Genomic DNA, 19,140 nt, shown 5'->3' with positions numbered 1-19,140 from the left:
TTCCAATCTTTATCCTTTATCTATACTTCTTTGATTAAAAATATATTTTTCATTTGTAACCTAGTCCTGCTTTTATTTTAAATTTGTTCTATACTTCTAATCTATATCCTACTTTATTAACTGCTTTTAATTCTTTCTGCCATCCAACTTTTTTTCGCAATCTTTGTATATGCAAATCAACAGTTTTTGTACCATATTCGTATTCTTCTCCCCAAACTCTCTCATATATTGTTTCCCTATAAAGTGCCACATTTGGATTATGTGCAAATAATAACAGTATATTATATTCCTTTGGTGTCAGCAAAATTTCCTTTCCATCGCGGCTCACTTTCATTGAAATCATGTCTATCTGCAATCCTGCTATATTAATTACATTGTCTGTCTTATTATATCTTCTAAGTACAACGTCAACTCTTGCCAACAATTCTGTTGTTTCAAATGGTTTTACTATATAATCTTCTGCTCCCATTCTAAGTCCTCTAACCTTATCCTCAACTGAATTTTTTGCTGTCAGAAAAATTACAGGTATTTTACGTGGTTCTATATATTCTAAAATTTCAAAACCATTTACTTTAGGTAACATAATATCCAATAAAATTAAATCATATGTTTTTTCATTTATTTTATCTATTGCAATTTCACCATCTAATGCTGTATCACATAAATACCCCACTCTTTTTAAACTCATCTTTATTAAATCTGAAATTGGTTTATCATCTTCGACTACTAATATATTAATCATTTGTTATATTACTCCTGCCATGCTTTCTTGCATTTTATGTATTTTTCGTATATTTTGAAATTAATTATACATCAAAACGCCATCAAAAAAGCATACTTTAGAAAAATAAAAACAGATAGTCTTTATTACGAAGTGCCACCTTTCAATCGTTAGCTTCTGTTCTAACTTTTGAAGATTGGCACACTGTAACAACTATCTGTTTTTATTTTTCTATTATAACCACTATTAATGTTTAGTAAGAATCTTATTTACTTATACAATTTTCCATGAATCACTCTGTATTATTAATAAAAGTACCATTGAGTATTTTCTCTAATAAATTAACATAGGCTTCAAATTGTTCTATTCCAAATTCTGTTATCTTATAACTTGTTTTAGGTCTTTTTCCGCATATAGTTTTTTTCGATTCAATATATCCCCATTCTTCCAATTTGGATAATTGCACACTGATATTACCATCTGTAGCTTTTGTAATCTGCTTTAATTCTTTAAAAGTCTTTTCTCCATTAAGCAAACAACTTATTAACTTTAATCTTATCGATAAACTAAATGCTTCCGGTATATTAGATATTTGCACTTTTTTTCTCCTGACGTAACAATATTAAACCTAGACCGATATATCCAAATATATTAACTACACAATAAAATATGGAGGATATGCTTATTTGTAATTGGTTATCCAAATTTAATTTAATATAAATATTTACAGTTGGCAATACTTTAATAGTTATAAAACAAAACAGAATTAAAATTGCCAATCCCACTAACCCTCTTTTGTTTACTATATATCCAACAGTAATTATTGCAATGCAAACTAACACTATATTAATTAAGTTCTCATAATCTGTTAAGAATACTAAGTTATCAGTTACCAATTCACTTTTACTTAAAGCCAGCACTAATCTTGTTGCAAACAATATAAATGGTGTTGATATTGCTAATATTCCCCAGATACTAAGAGTTGATAAATAGTATCTATTACTTGCCCTTCTTTCATTCTTGTATATTAGGAAATAAAATATACCAATAATTGCTGAGCATATCATTTGTGATGCGAAATTGAACATTGCTCCATTGTCACTTGCACCCCATATTACCGCACTAAATAAATTTAGTACTAATAAAACTCCCTGTAATATTCCATATAGCAAAAATAACTTATATGGCCCTGTATAGTTTCTTTTTGAACATTAAATTGTGTTCTTAATTTCCTCAATATCTTTGTAAATTCTTTTTTGCGTTAATTCCATACCTTCTCCTTTCATTCACTTTATATTATAAAGTTATTTTTATTTTAAAGTTATATTGTAAAATTGTCAAGAAAAAAGATAATCAATTATACGAATCGATTATCTTTTTTACAAATATTAACATTATCTATTTTTGTTATCTTAAACTATTTTTTTATAATTCATATAATATATAAAAATATAATACTTATCTTATTTTTATGAAATATATTATATAAATTATTTACTTAACTTTCTTTTTCCCCTGATGACCAGTCGATGTATCTTCAAATAAATATTCTAGTCCATTTTTTTTTGCTTCATCTTCAATAATTTCTTCAACACTTGGAATAACATCATATTTTGTATAATAATATTCATTATTGTAAGAAATATAATCGCTTAATATTACTATTCTTTCCTCTTGATTACCATCACTTATTAAATCCAAGAAAATTCCACCTGCCCGTTCTTCTGCTTTTTCTTTACGTTCCACCGGAACAGTTGATAAAATCTCTACTATATTTTCTACATCTACTTTATCAGTTATTTCAATACCTTGCCCACCTATCCAATAAACAATCTTATTATATTCTTTATTGTTAAGAATATTATTTTTATCAGTTTTTTCATTTTTTGTATTTATTTCATCATTACTACATGCTGTGAGTAAATATCCAACTATAATTATTATACCAAATATATATACTTTTATCTTCATTACTCTTATCCATTTCTAGCAGCTGTATATTTCCAAGTCCATACACTATTATTATATGAAAACGTTGTTCCGGCCGTTTTGTATAATACAATAGAAGTACTCTGTGTACCAGGATTCCAAAAATATACATACTTTTTCTGATTATTAACTTTATATCCAAAACATGCAACCGCATGTCCGTTTCCACTCGAAGTTGCTGCAACATAAATAGGTCTCTTCTGATCAATATTCTTTTTTACCAGAGTCCAACTAATTTGGTTATATATTGCCTTATACATAACTCCATATAGATTTAATGCTAAAGACGCATTTTCTAATGTTCCACCTGTATTATATTCTATTCCCATTCTATCCGCAACATTTTTAGCTGTATATGCCGTTCCATTTCTATAGTTTACTATAGTTGCAACAGATGCCGCCCAACATAATCCATATTTTCCTTGCCCTTGTTGATTAAACAATCCACATACAACTACATTACTTGCTGTATTGAGAAATTCCGGGGTATATGTCGCCTTATCAGCTATTTCACAACTAATAGTTCCACTATTAGTATCATTTTTTATATTTATCCCTTTTATTATGTAATCAATTTTTTTATTCATATTCATTTTTAACAAATAGCTTTTAAATAAACCTTCTTCGCTCCATACAATTTTTCTTTCATTATATTCTTACCTCCTGTTACTATATATTTTTAATTCAATTATATCATTAGCAATATTTTTGTCAACATATGCTTTCTTCTATGATATATTTGTATATTTTATATTTTATTATTCGTGTAATAATAAATAATAATAAATATATCCTTTTTTTCATTAATATAATAAAATGATTTATCAATTTAATTAAAAATTACATTGCCTATATATAACAATACAAATACTGAAGTCAAAATCGGTATATTTCTTTATTTGTACAAAAAAGCATACTTTACAAAATAAAAAACCTTCAAAATAAGATTTCTCCCATTTTGAAGGTTTTAATTTATCTGTAATCTATTTTTCTGCGTTTCTATTTCTGCTCAGCCTTTTGTGCTGCAACTTCTTCAATTTCTTTTTTAACTAATTCTTCATCATTAAATTCATAGTCATTTCCAGGAAGAATTGCATTTAATAAAATACCTGCGATCGCTGCTACTGCAAGTGATGTAAGGCTGATGTCAAAGCTTCCTATTGAGAAGTCAATTGATGTAATACCTAATGCACATACTAAAATAATTGCGGCAACCATAAGGTTTCTGCTCTTTGTTAAATCAACTTTATTTTCTACCATGTTTCTGATACCGATACTTGAAATCATTCCGTAAAGTACAAATGAAATACCACCGATAATACCTGTTGGTAAAAGGTTAATTCCTGCTGCTACCTTTGGTGAGAATGAAAGTAAGATTGAAAATACTGCTGCAATTTCAACTACCTTTGGATCATAAACCTTTGTTAAAGCAAGAACACCTGTGTTTTCACCATATGTTGTGTTAGCCGGTCCACCAAATAAAGCTGAAAGAGTTGTTGCAAGACCATCTCCTACTAATGTTCTCTTAAGACCAGGCTTAGCAAGGAAGTTTCTTTCTGTTGTTGCACTGATTGCTGAAATATCTCCGATATGTTCCATCATTGTTGCAATAGCGATTGGAACAACAGCGATAATTGCACTTACTGCTAATTTAGCATCCGGCACATTACCAAATACAATTTCATTACCATGAATTGGTAATCCAATCCATGCTGCATTTTTAAAGTTAACCCATTTATCAATTGATACTAATAAGAAGTTTGGATTTCCAAACATTGCCACATATTCATTTCCATCAACCCATACATGGCTTCCTGTTGTGATAGCTAAAATAACTGCTATTACAATTGCTACTAATACACCTAAAAGAATTGGAAGGATTTTTGCCATTCCTCTTCCCCAAATGTTAAATACAATTACTGCACCTAATGCAATTAAAGCAATAACCCAGTTTGTCTGACAGTTTGAAACTGCACTTCCTGCAAGACTTAAACCGATTGCTACAATAATTGGTCCTGTTACAACAGGTGGGAAAAATTTCATAATCTTCTTTATATCAAATATTGCAAACAATGCTGCAACTACCAAATATAAAAGACCTGCCACAGCAACACCTAAGCATGCATATGGAAGCATATTAATATCTGAGCCTTCAGGCTTCAATCCGGCTACAGCTGCATATCCACCTAAAAAGGCGAATGATGAGCCAAGGAATGCAGGAACTTTTCTACCTGTAATAAAGTGGAATAATAAAGTTCCTAAACCTGCCATCAATAATGTTGTTGCAACATCCAACCCTGTAAGAAGCGGAACTAATACTGTTGCGCCAAACATAGCGAAAGTATGCTGTAAACCAAGTACAAGCATCTTTGGTACTCCAAGAACACTGGCATCGTAAATACCGTATTCACCAATTGTGTTTTTCTCGTTTTTGTTCATTTTTTCCTCCTAAAGTTTATATTAATCTACCACAGATTAACGTTTGATAAAAGCATACACCGGCTAACACCAATGCTGCTCCTAGCACAATTTGATAATATCGCTGCTTTGATACCTTTATCTGAATTCTGTTATTCCATAAAGTGTACGCAGCCGGAAGCAAAAGCGGTATAAAATATCTTGCCTGAACTCCTTCTATTGCATCCGCTCCAATAGGTGTAAATGCCAGATACATAGCAAGCCATACCAAAGCCACACTACATACAACTGCAATTCCATTTACAACTCTAATTGTCTTTATATTTTTAGGTTCATTTTGTTCATCATCTGTATTTGTCAGAAACAACATTGCAAGAACAGGCAATAGAACAAATGACCATGCATCTTTTAGCATTCCAAGTCCATATAAATTTAAAAACATTAAATTACTTGGTAAAAACTGATTTTTCGTCTTATCTCCAAAGTTTCTAAAATTATCAAAAGTAAATATCTCATGGATAAACATCTTAATAAATGCTATCGGATGTTTAATTATTGAAACTAACTGACCGATAATTCCCGTATTTCCACCTCTGGTGTCTCCACCATAACCTGAATTACCATGTAATAAATTTATGATTACATGTCTCATGGAAATTAGTGCCATAACCATACACACAGCAATTACTGCAACTGCTATAAGAACTATTGTCCTCTTTCCATTAGCGGATTCTTTCACTCTGTCCTTTATCATTTTCCACAATATAGGAACCATTAAAATCATAACAGGAAAATATACAGGTTTCGCAATACATCCTATGCCAAGCAATACTGCCACAATTGCAATCTGCTTCCATGTAGTTTCTTTGTCATTATTTGTATCATCCATTAAATTCATCCAAAGTACAAATCCAAGATTCATACATGCAAATATTACTCCATCATAAGTGTATAAACTTGCCTGAAATAATAAAGTAGGCATTAATGCTAATGTAGCAACAAGTAACTTCTTTCTCCTTGCCACATAAATAACAAAGCAATTAAGCAATGCACAGAATATAAGATTTCCAAATCTTCCAATTGTATACTGCATCGTATAAGGCAATCCTATCGCCTCACAAATATGATAACTTACAATCATCGGCAGATAAACTATATATCCTTTATTGATAAGTCCAACCGGTTTCTGCTGTTTTAATGCATTATTAGAAATGTTATTCATGTACTTGTTTAACATTTTAAGCTCTTCTCTTGTATTTGCTACCGGAGCCTCTCTTGTGCAATTTAACTTTGATGCTTCATTCCACTTAACTTTCTGATGAAAATTTAATGTGTAAATTGAATTATAATGAACTTCTTCATCCCATGTCGTTGACACAGGACCTGAAGCCATAATAATCAGACTTCCAAATCCAAGTGCAAATATAAGATAGAAAATCTGGACTTTTTTCAAATATATTTCTCTTTCAAAAATTAATATCAGGCCTAAGAAAATGACTAAAGCAAAAAATGCCATTCTATAGCCGTTAAAATTCGCCTTATTTGAATATGATATCTCACTTACATTGATTTTTTCCGGAGAAGTAAATATTACCTGGAGTTTTGAAACTTTCTCCCTAACATTCGTATAGGCATACCCGAATTCCGGGTATGCCTTATCTGTAATTTCAACTGACTTTGTCTTTCCAAAATCATTAACAACAGTAGCCACTACCGTGTATGAATTTTTCTCCAAAGTCTCAGCTTTAATTTTTAATTTGTTTACGTAAACAGCCTTGTCCATATTCTGTGAATAAACTAAATCGCCATCTTCATTCACTTCACCTGAATTGCTAAACAAAACTGCTTCATAGCTTTTTGTCAGGGAAGGATAGTTCATCCCAAATTCAATTACAACTGCAATAATTATTGCAAATGCAATTTCTAAAATAATTCGAATCTGAGGCTTAACTTTTTCTAATGATATATTCTTCATCTAACTTCCTTAACCTTATTTATTCTACTCAGCTGTTGTTTCTTCTGTTGTTGTCTCGTCTGCCGGTCTTGAACCTTCTAATATTTTTGCATTATCTGCGATAAGCTGATTTACAGCTTCGTTAAATGCAACTGATTCTTTAATAATAACCTGTCCATAGTATGCCTGATACTGTGTAAAATATGATTCTAATTCATCAACAGACTTATATCCCATTGATGTAGCTACTTTCTTAAGTCCTGCATTGTAATCTTTCTCTGATGCCCAAAGACCTTCACTAATTGCAATTCCTTCAATTACCATTGCCTGCTTAGCAGTTTTTTGTGCTGAATCTTCCATCTTCTTGTTCCAGTCTTTCTTTGACATCTTGCATGCTTTAAGATATGTGTCAAGATTTGTCTTGTACTTAGACTGAAGGCGTGAAGCCATTGCGCTGTTATTGAAATCTTCTATGCTTTCAACTTCTTTTTCATCGTAAGCTGCAACATCACATTTATCAACATAATCACTAAATACTGCATTTACAATTTTATTTGTTCTAAGCTGATTGCTTATATAGCTCTTTAATTCATCTACTGTCTTTGTTCCGTACTGTTTTTTGTAATTCTTTTTTACAAATTTATCAGTAAGTTCAGGAAGAACTTTTCTTGAATTAATCTTTACTACAAATTTGACTTTCTTTCCTGCAAGAGTTAATTCATTGCCGTCTGCATCCTTAGATGTCTGTGAATAATCTTTAGGGAATTTAAGGTTAAGAGTTACTTCTTCACCAACTTTATGTCCTACAAGCCCTTCTGCAAATCCATCTATAAACTGACTGTTGTCAATGTCTAAATCATAATTAGTTGCTGAACCACCATCAAATTTGAAATCTTCGCCATTTAACTTAATTGTTCCTGTATAGTCAATATTAACTGTATCAGATTCTACAACCTTACCCTTTGTAACTACATTGCTGTCCTGCTTTTCTTTTAAAAGGTTGTCTATCTGACTCTGAACTTCTGTATCTTCAACTTTAATTTCATCTTCATAAACTTCTAATCCTTTGTAATCAGCAAGTTTAATTGAACCCTTTATTAAATCTGTTGAAATCTTTTTACCACTGGCACTGGTAACAGTTCCCTTCTGGTTATTACCACAACCTGCCATTGTTACTGCCATTGCTAATGTAAGTGTTAATGCTATAGCTTTTTTCATTGTAATACGCTCCTTTATAGTAATCCCACCAATTATTCAGCTGTTGTTTCTTCTGCCTCTGTTGTCTCTTCTACTGATGCATCTTCTGCTGCTGTTGTTGCTTCTGTTGTTGTTTCTTCTGGTCTTGTACCTTCCTTAACATTTCCTTTATCAATTAAGATTTCCATTGCGTCAAGATATGTGCACTGAATTGTAAATGTATCTTCGGCATCAATTTCCTGTCCGTAATATGATTTATAGTACTGTTCATAAGCACTGATAAAGTCATCAACCTTTTCATACTTGCTCTGTGCTGCAATCTGCTTTAACCATTTATTGTATCTTTCTTCTTTTAATACTGTTCCTGATTTTTCAACTACTGCACAAATAACCGCGTATGTCTTAAACTGATTTGTAATGCTTTCTTTTATCTTTTTCTTTAAATCTGCTTCTGATTCTCCATTACCATACTGTGTAAGGTAATCATCCATTGTCATTGACTGCTGTTCTAATGTATCCTTAAAGCTTGAAAGCTGTTTATCAACCTCTTTCTTTACACCATCTTCATCTACTTTGACATCACATTTTTCAACGTAATCAGCTAATGCATTTGTACTTCCAACTTTTGAAATTTCTAACTGATTCTTAAAATACTCTTTTAAGCCGTCGGCTGTTTCTACACCATATTTGTCTTTTAAATTCTTCTTTACATAATCATCTGTAAGTTCAGGTGTAACTTCTTTTACAATCTTATTAATTGTTACTTCAAATTTAACTTTCTTTCCTGCTAATTTAAGTTCGTTACCATCAGCATCTTTTGTTGAATTTGTATAGTTTTCAGGGAATGTTAAGTTTAATTCAACCTTTTCTCCTACTTTATGTCCAACTAAACCTTCAGCAAATCCTTCAATATATGAGCTGTTTGCAATATCTAATGTCTGGTTATCTGCTGTACCACCATCAAATGCAAAATCTTTTTTCTTTACCTTAATTGTTCCAACATAACTGATGTCAACAATTGACTTATCTGTAACATCTGTTTCATCTGTATCTTCGTATGACTTATCTGATTCAAGCACTGAGTTAATTTCACTATCTACATCATCGTCTGAAAAACTAACTTCATCTGAGTACATTTCAAATTCATCGTAATCAGCTAACTTAACTGTTCCATAGTAACTTGATTTACATTTATCATAGTCGCTTCTCTTTCCTGTAGCGTCTGCTATCTTTTCCCCTGCGGCGCATCCTGCTAATGATACTGTCATCATCACAGCCATTGCCACTGCTAAACTTTTCTTAAACATCTTGTTCTCCTCTTTTCATAACTGAAAAAATCAGTTGTATTTCGTGTCACACACATACAACCGATTTTATCACATTTTATTTAATATTTAAAGACTTTATTACTTATTCACAATTACGTCACAACTAAATTTATACGTTAATTGTTGCTGTTAATCCTAAGATTTCTTTATTTGCATCAAGAATTGGCTGAATTTCATCTCTCAAGAATTCTTCAACCTGTTCAGGTGAACGTCCTACATACTTACTTGGGTCCATTGTCTTCTGTAAGTCTTCTAAACTCATATTAAATGATGGGTCATTTGCAATAAGTTCAAGTAAATTGTTGTCTAAGCCTTTTTCCTTAACGTTCTTTCCTGCTTCCATTGAAAGTGTACGAATCTTTTCGTGCATTTCCTGACGGTCGCCACCTGCTTTAACGGCATCCATCATAATATTTTCTGTTGCCATAAATGGAAGTTCACTCATGAGTCTCTTTTCAATAACCTTTGGATATACAACTAAACCATCTACTACATTTAAGTATAAATCAAGAATTCCATCGATAGCAAGGAAGCATTCCGGAACGCTTAATCTCTTATTTGCTGAATCATCTAAAGTTCTTTCAAACCACTGTGTTGCTGATGTAATAGCAGGGTTAAGTGCTGTAACCATAACATAATTTGCAAGAGATGCGATTCTTTCACTTCTCATAGGATTTCTCTTGTAAGCCATTGCTGATGAACCTATCTGATTCTTTTCAAATGGTTCTTCAATTTCTTTCAAATGCTGTAACAAACGAATATCGTTTGAGAATTTATGAGCACTTGCTGCGATTCCTGCAACAACGTTTAATACTCTTGTATCCATCTTTCTTGAATAAGTCTGTCCTGAAACAGGGAAGCATTTTTCAAATCCCATTTTCTTTGCAATCTTATTTTCAAGTTCTTTAATCTTTTCATGATCTCCTTCAAATAATTCAAGGAAACTTGCCTGTGTTCCTGTTGTTCCTTTAGAACCTAACAACATCATGCTGTCAATCATGTAATTTAAATCGTCTAAATCTAATTTTAATTCCATTAACCATAATGTTGCTCTCTTACCTACTGTTGTAGGCTGCGCAGGCTGAAAATGTGTAAAAGCCAATGTAGGCTGAGATTTATATTTATCAGCAAATTTAGCAAGTTCATTGATAACGTTAATTAATTTCTTTCTAACAAGTTTTAATGCTTCTGTCATTATAATTATATCTGTGTTATCACCAACGTAACATGATGTTGCTCCTAAATGGATAATTCCCTTTGCCTTAGGGCACTGCTGACCATAAGCATAAACATGAGACATTACGTCATGACGAACTAATTTTTCTCTTTCTTTTGCTACATCGTAGTTAATATCATCTGCATGAGCCTTAAGTTCATCAATCTGTTCCTGTGTAATGTTTAATCCTAATTCCATTTCAGATTCTGCTAATGCAATCCATAATTTTCTCCATGTTTTAAACTTCATATCAGGTGAAAAAATATACTGCATTTCCTTACTTGCATATCTTTCTGATAATGGGCTTTGGTATCTGTCGTTCATAAATTCCTCCTTAACATTTGACCTTATTTTATATATTCTCCACGGATATCCTCTTTTGGTGGCTCCATTGGATATTTTTCATCAAAACATCCTGTGCAAATCCCAAGTCCGCCTGCGATTTCTTTTAATCTTTCAACTCTAAGGTATCCTAATGAATCTGCACCGATTATTTCGTTGATTTCTTCTATTGTTCTATTGTGGGCAATTAACTGATCTCTTGATGGTATATCAGTTCCAAAATAACATTCATATAAGAATGGTGGTGAACTGATTCTTACATGTACCTCTGTGGCACCTGCATCCTTTAACATCTGAACAATTCTATCACTTGTGGTTCCTCTTACAATTGAATCATCAATCATTATTACTCGTTTACCACAAACTGCCTCTTTTAAAACATTTAATTTAATTCTAACACTTGATTCCCTGCTCTTTTGCTGAGGCTTAATAAATGTACGGCCAACATAACTGTTTTTGACAAATGCCGTTCCGTAAGGAATTCCTGATTCCATTGCATAACCCATGGCTGCTGCATTTCCGGATTCAGGTACACCCACAACAATATCTGCTTCAACCGGTGAATCCATAGCTAAGAATCTTCCTGCCATAATTCTTGAATGATATACACTCACTCCATCAAAATTGCTGTCCGGTCTTGCAAAGTAAATATATTCAAATACACATCTTGCTTCTTTTGCTTTAGGAAGACACATTGATGTATCTGATTTAATTCCATCTTTGTCAATAGTTACAACTTCTCCCGGAAGTACATCTCTTACAAATTCAGCACCAATTGTATCAAGGGCACATGTTTCAGATGCTAAAATATAAGCATTGTCCCTTTTGCCAATACATAATGGTTTAAAACCAAATGGATCTCTTGCACCAATAAGTTTTCGAGGACTTGAAATTACGAGTGCATAAGCACCTTTTAATTTCTTCATCGCATTTGTAACTGCTTCCTGTGCTGTCTTTGCATTAATTCTTTCCCTTGCAACAAGATAAGCAATAACTTCCGAATCAATTGTTGTTTGGAAAATTGCTCCTGTATATGCTAACTCATCACGAAGTTCATTTGCATTAATCAAATTACCATTGTGAGCAAGCATCAATGTTCCTTTAACATAATTGATTACAAGTGGCTGTGCATTACTAGGAATACTTTCACCTGCTGTAGAATAACGAACATGTCCTACACCGATATTTCCGTGAAGTTTTGACAAATTTTCGCTGTTAAATACTTCATTTACAAGTCCCATTCCTTTTAACAAATCCACTTTCCTAGGTCCAAACGTGTCTGATACAGAAATACCACAGCTTTCCTGTCCTCTGTGCTGCAGTGCAAATAATCCATAATAAATTGATGATGCAACATCATTGCCATCTAAATCATACATACCAAACACACCACATTCTTCATGCAGTCCATCATCTTCCCAATTTTGTTGAAGCTCGATACTATTCATTTTCTTTTCTCCACCTACGTATACTAACTTTTATATTTTTCCATTGCATTATATATCAATGCGACAACTATAGCAACTCTCTAAGCATCTGATTTATCATCTGCGGATTAGCCTTACCCTGTGTAGCTTTCATTGTCTGACCTACTAATGCTCCAATCGCCTTCTGATTTCCACCCTGATAATCTGCAACTGCCTTAGGGTTGTTAGCAATGACTTCCTCGATTATCTTCTTAAGGTCATCTGTATTGTTGTCCATCTTCAATTCATGTTCATCTACATATTTTTCAGGGTCTATGTCATCATTAAACATTGCCTCAAATACTTCTTTGGCAACTGTTTTGTTAATTACGTTATCATCAATAAGTTTTAAGAACTTACTAAAGTTTTCGGCAGAGAATTTAACCTCGTCAGGTTCAATTCCTTTTTCCTTTACAAGACGCATTGTTTCTACCATCAACCAGTTGCTGGCTTCTTTTGGTTTGCTTCCATTTGCAACTGCTGCTTCTAATAAAACTGTTAAAGGCTTATATAACGTTAAAAGATTTGCGTCATATTCAGGAAGTCCATATTCCTCAATGTATCTTTCTTTCTTTTCATCTCTGAATTCAGGCTGTTCTGACTTTAATCTTTCCAACCATTCATCACTGATATTGATTGGAACCAAATCAGGGTCCGGAAAATATCTGTAATCCTGTGCATCTTCTTTTGAACGCATTGCATAAGAATACTCTTTTGTATCGTCCCATCTTCTTGTTTCCTGAACAACTTCCTGTCCTGATTCTAATAAATCAATCTGTCTTTCTCTTTCATTTTCAATTGCTCTTGCAATTGCCTTAAATGAGTTAAGGTTCTTTGTTTCTGTCCTTGTTCCAAATTCAGCTGCTCCAACTTCTCTTACTGAAAGGTTAACGTCAGCTCTCATTGAACCCTCATTTAACTTACAGTCAGAAGCTCCTAAATACTGAATTATCATACGCAATTTTTCAAGGTATGCAATTACTTCTTCTGCTGAACGCATATCAGGTTCTGATACGATTTCAATAAGAGGTACACCTGAACGGTTAAAGTCTACTAATGAGCAGTCAGCCCAATCATCATGTACAAGCTTACCTGCATCTTCTTCCATATGAATCTCATGGATTCTTACTTTTTTCTTTCCTTCTTCTGTTTCGATTTCTACATATCCATCTCTACAGATTGGAAGATATAACTGTGAAATCTGATAATTCTGTGGATTATCAGGATAAAAATAATTCTTTCTGTCAAATTTACAATTCTGTGTGATTGTACAATTTGTTGCAAGTCCTACTGCTGCTGCATATTCAACAACCTGCTTATTTAATACAGGAAGTGAACCCGGCATTCCTGTACAGACAGGACATGTATGTGTATTTGGTGCTCCTCCGAATTCTGTTGAACAGGAGCAGAAAATCTTTGTTTTTGTTGCTAATTCTACATGAACTTCAAGTCCAATGACTGTTTCGTACTGTTTCATTTACTTCACTCCTTATGCTTCTACTGATGGGCAATGCTCATATTCTCTTGTCTGTTCATAAGCGTATGCTGCTCTTATGATTGTCTTTTCCTTAAAGCAGTCTCCAATAATCTGCATTCCTATCGGAAGTCCGTTAGAATCCTTTCCACAAGGAACTGTAATTCCAGGAAGACCTGCTAAGTTAACTGATATTGTATAAATATCTCCAAGATACATCTTAATTGGGTCAGCAAGACTGCTTCCAATCTTAGGAGCTGTTGTAGGTGCAGCCGGTGCGATGATAACGTCATATTTAGCAAATGCTTCGTCAAATGCCTTTTTAATTAACGCTTTTGTTCTTAATGCTTTCAAATAGTACGCATCATAATATCCACTGCTTAATACGAATGAACCAAGCATAATTCTACGCTTAACTTCCTCACCAAAACCTTCTGAACGTGTCTTTTTATACATGTTATGAAGACCTTCATATTCCTGTGTTCTGTATCCGTATTTTACACCGTCAAATCTTTCAAGGTTTGAACTTGCTTCCGCACTGGCAATTACATAATATGCAGGAATTGCATATTCAACAAGGCTTAAATCAAATTCTTCTACGATTGCGCCTTTGCTCTTTAAAACTTCTACTGCATTTAAAATAGAATCTTTTACTTCTTTATCTAATCCATCACCAAAATAGTCTTTAGGGATACCAATCTTCAATCCCTTAACATCATCAACTAATGCTTCAGTGAAGTTATAATCGTCTCTCTTAACTGATGTTGAGTCTTTCTCATCGTGACCCGCTATTGTTTCAAGTATTGTAGCTACATCAGTAACATCTTTTGCAACAGGTCCAATCTGGTCTAATGATGAACCGTATGCAATTAGTCCGTAACGTGAAACCGTTCCGTATGTTGGTTTAATTCCTGTTACTCCGCAAAATGAACTTGGCTGTCTGATTGATCCACCTGTATCTGAACCTAAAGCATATGAGCATTCTTCTGATGCAACAGCTGTACATGAACCACCTGATGAACCACCCGGTACATGTTCTGTGTTCCAAGGATTCTTTGTTGCTCCAAATGCAGAAGTTTCTGTAGTACTTCCCATGGCAAATTCATCCATGTTAGTCTTTCCAATTATAACTGCTCCTGCTTTTTCAAGATTTTCAACTGCTGTAGCTGTATAAGTAGGAACAAAGTTTCCTAAAATTTTAGAACTACATGTTGTAAGCATGCCTTTAGTACACATATTATCCTTAATAGCTACAGGCACGCCTGCTAATGGTCCTGTAAGTTTTCCTTCGTCAATTAACTTCTGAACTTCTTCAGCCTTCTTTAATGCCTCTTCTTTATTCGTTACAGTAACAAAACTATTAATTGTCTTGTCCTGCTTTTCTATATGAGCAAATGCATCATTTACCGCATCTACAACTTTAACCTCGCCGCTTTTAATCTTTTTCCCAAGTTCAACGGCTGTTAAACTCATTAAATTCATAACACTATATCCTTTCATTTGCTGTAAGTAAATTATTCTACTGTCTTTGGAACAACAAATGCTCCGCCTCTTTCCTCCGGTGCATTTGCAAGAATATTTTCTCTGTCATCACCGTTTACAACAACGTCTTCTCTAAATACATTGTTTACAGGGAATATGTGGCTCATTGGCTCAACATTACTTGTATCTAACTGATTTAACATATCAATATAATCAAGCATTCTGCCCATATCACTTTTTGCTTTTTCTTTCTCATCATTTGAAAGTTCAAGCTTTGCTAAAATTCCAACATACTCTATTGTCTCGTCTGAAATTATATTTGCCATATCTTCCTCCTCTAGCATTCCTTTAAGTTATGATTATCGCAATGAAAAGTCTGTTCTGCTAAAATAAATATGCTTTAAATTTATAATATACACACAGACTATCTCCATTTAACCATAAACATCTACTCTTCAATATAGCATAATCACCGTATTACTTGCAAATAGTTTCACTAATTTCTTTATTTTTATTCATATTGCAGGTTTTATTATTATTCCTTTAAATATTTCCACTAAATTTATAACGATTTTTAACCTTTAAATTACACTTAATTATTTCATTTGTCAGCTTTGTGATGTATAATATTAGTATATTTTTGAGCGGAGACAAATAAATTTGAGTAGAAACAATTTCTCAGATTTTATAAATAATAAAGAGCATAATGCTCTGTTACTACAAGGAGGTAGACACATTATGGACGAGGGAAGAATTGTAAAATATTATGCTTCAAAAAATCCTAACATTGCCCTTAAAGTTATAAAGGGACATTTTGCTACTACTCATTCACACGTTAGTCATTATCTTGATATGACTACAATGAAAACAAGACAACGTGAAGCTGAGCAGATTGCAGTCGCAATGAAGGATTACTACAACGTTATGGGGAAACCTATTGACACAATCGTATGTATGGACGGATGCGAGGTCATTGGAGCTTTCTTAGCAAGCGAACTTACTAAGGCCGGAGTATTATCCATGAATGCACACAAGACTATTTACGTCGTTTCACCTGAATATGATTCTAATGGCCTTATGATATTCAGAGACAATCTTAAGCATGAAATTAAGAATAGAAACGTTCTTTTATTACTTGCTTCTGCAAGTACCGGAACTACAGTAAAGAACTGTATTGAATGTGTTTCTTACTACGGAGGAATTTTGCAGGGTATATCCGCTATATTCAGTGCCGTTGATAACGTTGACGGTTACCACATCGATTCTCTGTTTAAGGCAGATGATATTCCGGGATACAACATTTACTCTCACAATGATTGCCCTATGTGCAAGGCAAATGAAAAAATTGAAGCCATTGTTAACGGATATGGGTATAGTGAATTGTAATGTAATCTTTGCCTTAAAGGTCAGACTACTATACGAAATATAAAACTGAATAGTAATAATATTTTAAGGGTATTGCATCGACTAAATGCAATACCTTTTTATGTAAAATCTTATTTTTCTCTGCTAATATTTAATATTATTCCAGCTAGCAATACGCAACATATTGTTGTTATTGACATTTTGATAAATTGTGATGTATAATTAGTTGTACACATACAGTATGTGTACAGCCAGTGAAAACTATGGTATAAATCAAATTATCTACGTAATAAAGTATTATTTCTGCATAATTTAGATTTTTATATAGTTGTCAATGAACAAAAGAACAATTATAATGAAAGGTAATAAAAGATTGAGCATAAGTGAACAACTACAAAACAATAAAGATTTAGAACGCCTACAGGCTCTACGATATATAATATATGTTAATGGAGCATATCGGGGAAATGATGCGATTGGAAGACTCATGCATGATTTTTCATGTACAAATCCTAACGATATGAATTATAAAGAATTAGAAGAACAGGTTACAAGAGTTTAAATATGAATGGTGTAATTTTTTCTAAGTTCAGGTTTTCGATGATAAAAAATAACACTTTGACAAGTCATTTTGCCAAAGTGTTATTTTTAATATAACTATTTAATCAACATTATTCCACTACCCGTAGCTGAACCATTAGGATTATTTGTGTCATATTCTAAATCTCTATCCAATGGATGAATAATAACATCTGCCGGTATTCCACTAATTGTTTTTCCAATAATGCTACCATATATTTTAATAGAATTACCACACCATGATATATCTCCATTTGGTGCAAATACAAGTCCGTGATATTCTGATGATGCCTGTCCACCATTTATATTTCCATATTTTGAATACATAGTCATTGTAGAATCAGAACTACTATTTATCTGTGCCATGGCACCAGTAATGTTTATATTTTTTTCCGTTACCAACGCTCCTGACAACACAAAACCATTAGTGGCTGTAAAACTATTTGCATATATATATGTAGAGTCAAACTTTACATCTCCTGATTCTAAATACAAATCTCCAACACAATATACATTTCCTTTAATATGTACTTTTGAGCCGGCTAGTTTTAATTTGCCAGCACAATATACATTTCCATTTATCTCTATTCCTCCCGAATAAAAAGATAATGTAGTGTTTTTGTTTGCATCTCCATTTATATACAAATCTCCATTGATTATCAGTTTTCCTCCTCCTAAATTATAGTCTCCACTTCTAGAACTATTATCTATTAACAAATCATTTCCAAATGACCAAGTGCCTCCCCACCACGTCTCATTTCCTATATATTTAATGCTCTTATAACCTTCACTTCCTTTTTTATTAACTTCAGCTATTGTCAAATCAAAGTTCTCCGGAACTGAAGGCTTTACAATTAACTTTTCAATGTTTTCTCCTAAATAAGTAGGCATTTCTTCATATCGTGCATTTGAATTTATATGGCTCTTAGCTTCATCAGAAGTAACATCTAAAAGATTTACATTATCTCCATTTTTAACGCCAATCTTTGTTGTCGATGAATTCAATTCTTCAAATCCTTTTGAAGCTTCAAAAGAAAATGCATATCCACTTCCTGGGCTAGACCAAATCTTTCCATTTGCATGCACTGCTCCATCAACTTTATAAACTGCTCCAAGTTTCAATGTTGCATCTTTATCTCCAGAAAATATAGCATATTTAAACCCTCTCGGACTACTTGAACCACCTTTTGTAGCAACTGCAACCGTACTTATCTTATTACTCTTAATACCAAGGGCTCTTGCAAATGTTGTCTTTCTTTCTTCTTTAAGATATACCTGCACTTTTGAATTAGAGTCCTGAAATTCGACCTGCACATTTCTTGTGTCCGTGAACCCATTTTCCTTCATGTAATACTTAGCAAGTTCCGTAGCTTTTGTAGTATCCGGCAAGGCTGAAGCTGCTGCTCTTGATGCAGTATCACACGCTGTCTGCATCTTTGCCTTATACACATAATCTGCACCTAAATCAACAACTAATGCTGCCATTCCAAGAAATACAACCATAAGAACTGCAACAAGAATTATAACTGATCCTTCTTCGTCTCTATCTTTACGATTTCCTAAAAACCTCTCCATTGTTTAACCCTCCATACAAAAATAAATAAACTAA

17 protein-coding genes are annotated in these 19,140 nt (G+C 33.0%); 2 read left to right on the top strand and 15 right to left on the bottom strand.

What is annotated here, in order from left to right:
• Positions 1 to 88: 88 nt before the first annotated feature.
• From CCC31_RS02055 to gatC, 14 genes are all read right to left on the bottom strand, one after another.
• On the bottom strand, positions 89 to 742 hold the full coding sequence (locus CCC31_RS02055; RefSeq protein ID WP_022089752.1) for a response regulator transcription factor: 654 nt from the start codon (positions 740 to 742) through the stop codon (positions 89 to 91).
• A gap of 271 nt (positions 743 to 1,013) precedes the next feature.
• The gene (locus tag CCC31_RS02050) at positions 1,014 to 1,319 is read right to left on the bottom strand and encodes a transcriptional regulator (RefSeq protein WP_022089751.1); all 306 of its coding nucleotides are present in this window, start codon (positions 1,317 to 1,319) and stop codon (positions 1,014 to 1,016) included.
• Positions 1,306 to 1,893, bottom strand: coding sequence for a hypothetical protein (locus tag CCC31_RS02045; RefSeq protein WP_022089750.1), 588 nt, complete (start codon positions 1,891 to 1,893; stop codon positions 1,306 to 1,308). Before CCC31_RS02045 ends, CCC31_RS02050 begins: the two co-directional genes overlap by 14 nt.
• Before the next feature lie 322 nt (positions 1,894 to 2,215).
• Positions 2,216 to 2,692, bottom strand: coding sequence for a hypothetical protein (locus tag CCC31_RS02040; RefSeq protein ID WP_022089749.1), 477 nt, complete (start codon positions 2,690 to 2,692; stop codon positions 2,216 to 2,218).
• A 5-nt stretch (positions 2,693 to 2,697) separates the two neighbouring features.
• Positions 2,698 to 3,297, bottom strand: coding sequence for a C39 family peptidase (locus tag CCC31_RS02035; RefSeq protein WP_158574507.1), 600 nt, complete (start codon positions 3,295 to 3,297; stop codon positions 2,698 to 2,700).
• A 412-nt stretch (positions 3,298 to 3,709) separates the two neighbouring features.
• Positions 3,710 to 5,149: a uracil-xanthine permease family protein gene (locus CCC31_RS02030; protein ID WP_022089747.1), complete on the bottom strand. Its 1,440-nt coding sequence runs from the start codon at positions 5,147 to 5,149 to the stop codon at positions 3,710 to 3,712.
• A 16-nt stretch (positions 5,150 to 5,165) separates the two neighbouring features.
• The gene (locus CCC31_RS02025; protein ID WP_290849232.1) at positions 5,166 to 7,103 is read right to left on the bottom strand and encodes a DUF2142 domain-containing protein; all 1,938 of its coding nucleotides are present in this window, start codon (positions 7,101 to 7,103) and stop codon (positions 5,166 to 5,168) included.
• Between the two features lie 24 nt (positions 7,104 to 7,127).
• The gene (locus tag CCC31_RS02020; RefSeq protein ID WP_022089745.1) at positions 7,128 to 8,300 is read right to left on the bottom strand and encodes an FKBP-type peptidyl-prolyl cis-trans isomerase; all 1,173 of its coding nucleotides are present in this window, start codon (positions 8,298 to 8,300) and stop codon (positions 7,128 to 7,130) included.
• A gap of 32 nt (positions 8,301 to 8,332) precedes the next feature.
• On the bottom strand, positions 8,333 to 9,586 hold the full coding sequence (locus CCC31_RS02015; RefSeq protein WP_290849229.1) for an FKBP-type peptidyl-prolyl cis-trans isomerase: 1,254 nt from the start codon (positions 9,584 to 9,586) through the stop codon (positions 8,333 to 8,335).
• 130 nt (positions 9,587 to 9,716) lie between these two features.
• On the bottom strand, positions 9,717 to 11,147 hold the full coding sequence (gene purB, locus CCC31_RS02010; protein ID WP_022089743.1) for an adenylosuccinate lyase: 1,431 nt from the start codon (positions 11,145 to 11,147) through the stop codon (positions 9,717 to 9,719).
• A 23-nt stretch (positions 11,148 to 11,170) separates the two neighbouring features.
• Positions 11,171 to 12,613 (bottom strand): amidophosphoribosyltransferase, encoded by a 1,443-nt coding sequence (gene purF, locus CCC31_RS02005; RefSeq protein WP_290849227.1) that lies wholly within the window; start codon positions 12,611 to 12,613, stop codon positions 11,171 to 11,173.
• Positions 12,614 to 12,680: 67 nt separating this feature from the next.
• Positions 12,681 to 14,108 carry an Asp-tRNA(Asn)/Glu-tRNA(Gln) amidotransferase subunit GatB gene (gatB, locus tag CCC31_RS02000; protein ID WP_117908733.1) on the bottom strand — a complete coding sequence of 476 codons (1,428 nt, stop codon included), beginning with the start codon at positions 14,106 to 14,108 and terminating at the stop codon, positions 12,681 to 12,683.
• 12 nt (positions 14,109 to 14,120) lie between these two features.
• On the bottom strand, positions 14,121 to 15,587 hold the full coding sequence (gatA, locus tag CCC31_RS01995; protein ID WP_290849224.1) for an Asp-tRNA(Asn)/Glu-tRNA(Gln) amidotransferase subunit GatA: 1,467 nt from the start codon (positions 15,585 to 15,587) through the stop codon (positions 14,121 to 14,123).
• Between the two features lie 32 nt (positions 15,588 to 15,619).
• Entirely contained in the window at positions 15,620 to 15,913 is a 294-nt protein-coding gene (gene gatC, locus CCC31_RS01990) for an Asp-tRNA(Asn)/Glu-tRNA(Gln) amidotransferase subunit GatC (protein WP_290849222.1), read from the bottom strand.
• 412 nt (positions 15,914 to 16,325) lie between these two features.
• On the opposite strand from gatC, the gene CCC31_RS01985 reads away from it, so the two are divergent.
• Both CCC31_RS01985 and CCC31_RS01980 read left to right on the top strand, forming a co-directional pair.
• Positions 16,326 to 16,973 (top strand): phosphoribosyltransferase, encoded by a 648-nt coding sequence (locus CCC31_RS01985; RefSeq protein ID WP_022089738.1) that lies wholly within the window; start codon positions 16,326 to 16,328, stop codon positions 16,971 to 16,973.
• Between the two features lie 334 nt (positions 16,974 to 17,307).
• Positions 17,308 to 17,514, top strand: coding sequence for a hypothetical protein (locus CCC31_RS01980; protein ID WP_290849547.1), 207 nt, complete (start codon positions 17,308 to 17,310; stop codon positions 17,512 to 17,514).
• A 95-nt stretch (positions 17,515 to 17,609) separates the two neighbouring features.
• Here CCC31_RS01980 and CCC31_RS01975 read toward each other — a convergent pair whose 3' ends face one another.
• Positions 17,610 to 19,106: a Tad domain-containing protein gene (locus tag CCC31_RS01975; protein ID WP_290849219.1), complete on the bottom strand. Its 1,497-nt coding sequence runs from the start codon at positions 19,104 to 19,106 to the stop codon at positions 17,610 to 17,612.
• Positions 19,107 to 19,140 lie beyond the last annotated feature (34 nt).

The sequence above is a fragment of the Eubacterium sp. LMAG:50 genome (genome assembly GCF_008680265.1).
Taxonomy (GTDB): Bacteria; Bacillota; Clostridia; order Lachnospirales; family Lachnospiraceae; genus Eubacterium_U; species Eubacterium_U album.
The sequence above is the reverse complement of the archived record's forward strand: the minus strand, read 5'-3'. Positions and strand labels throughout refer to the sequence as shown.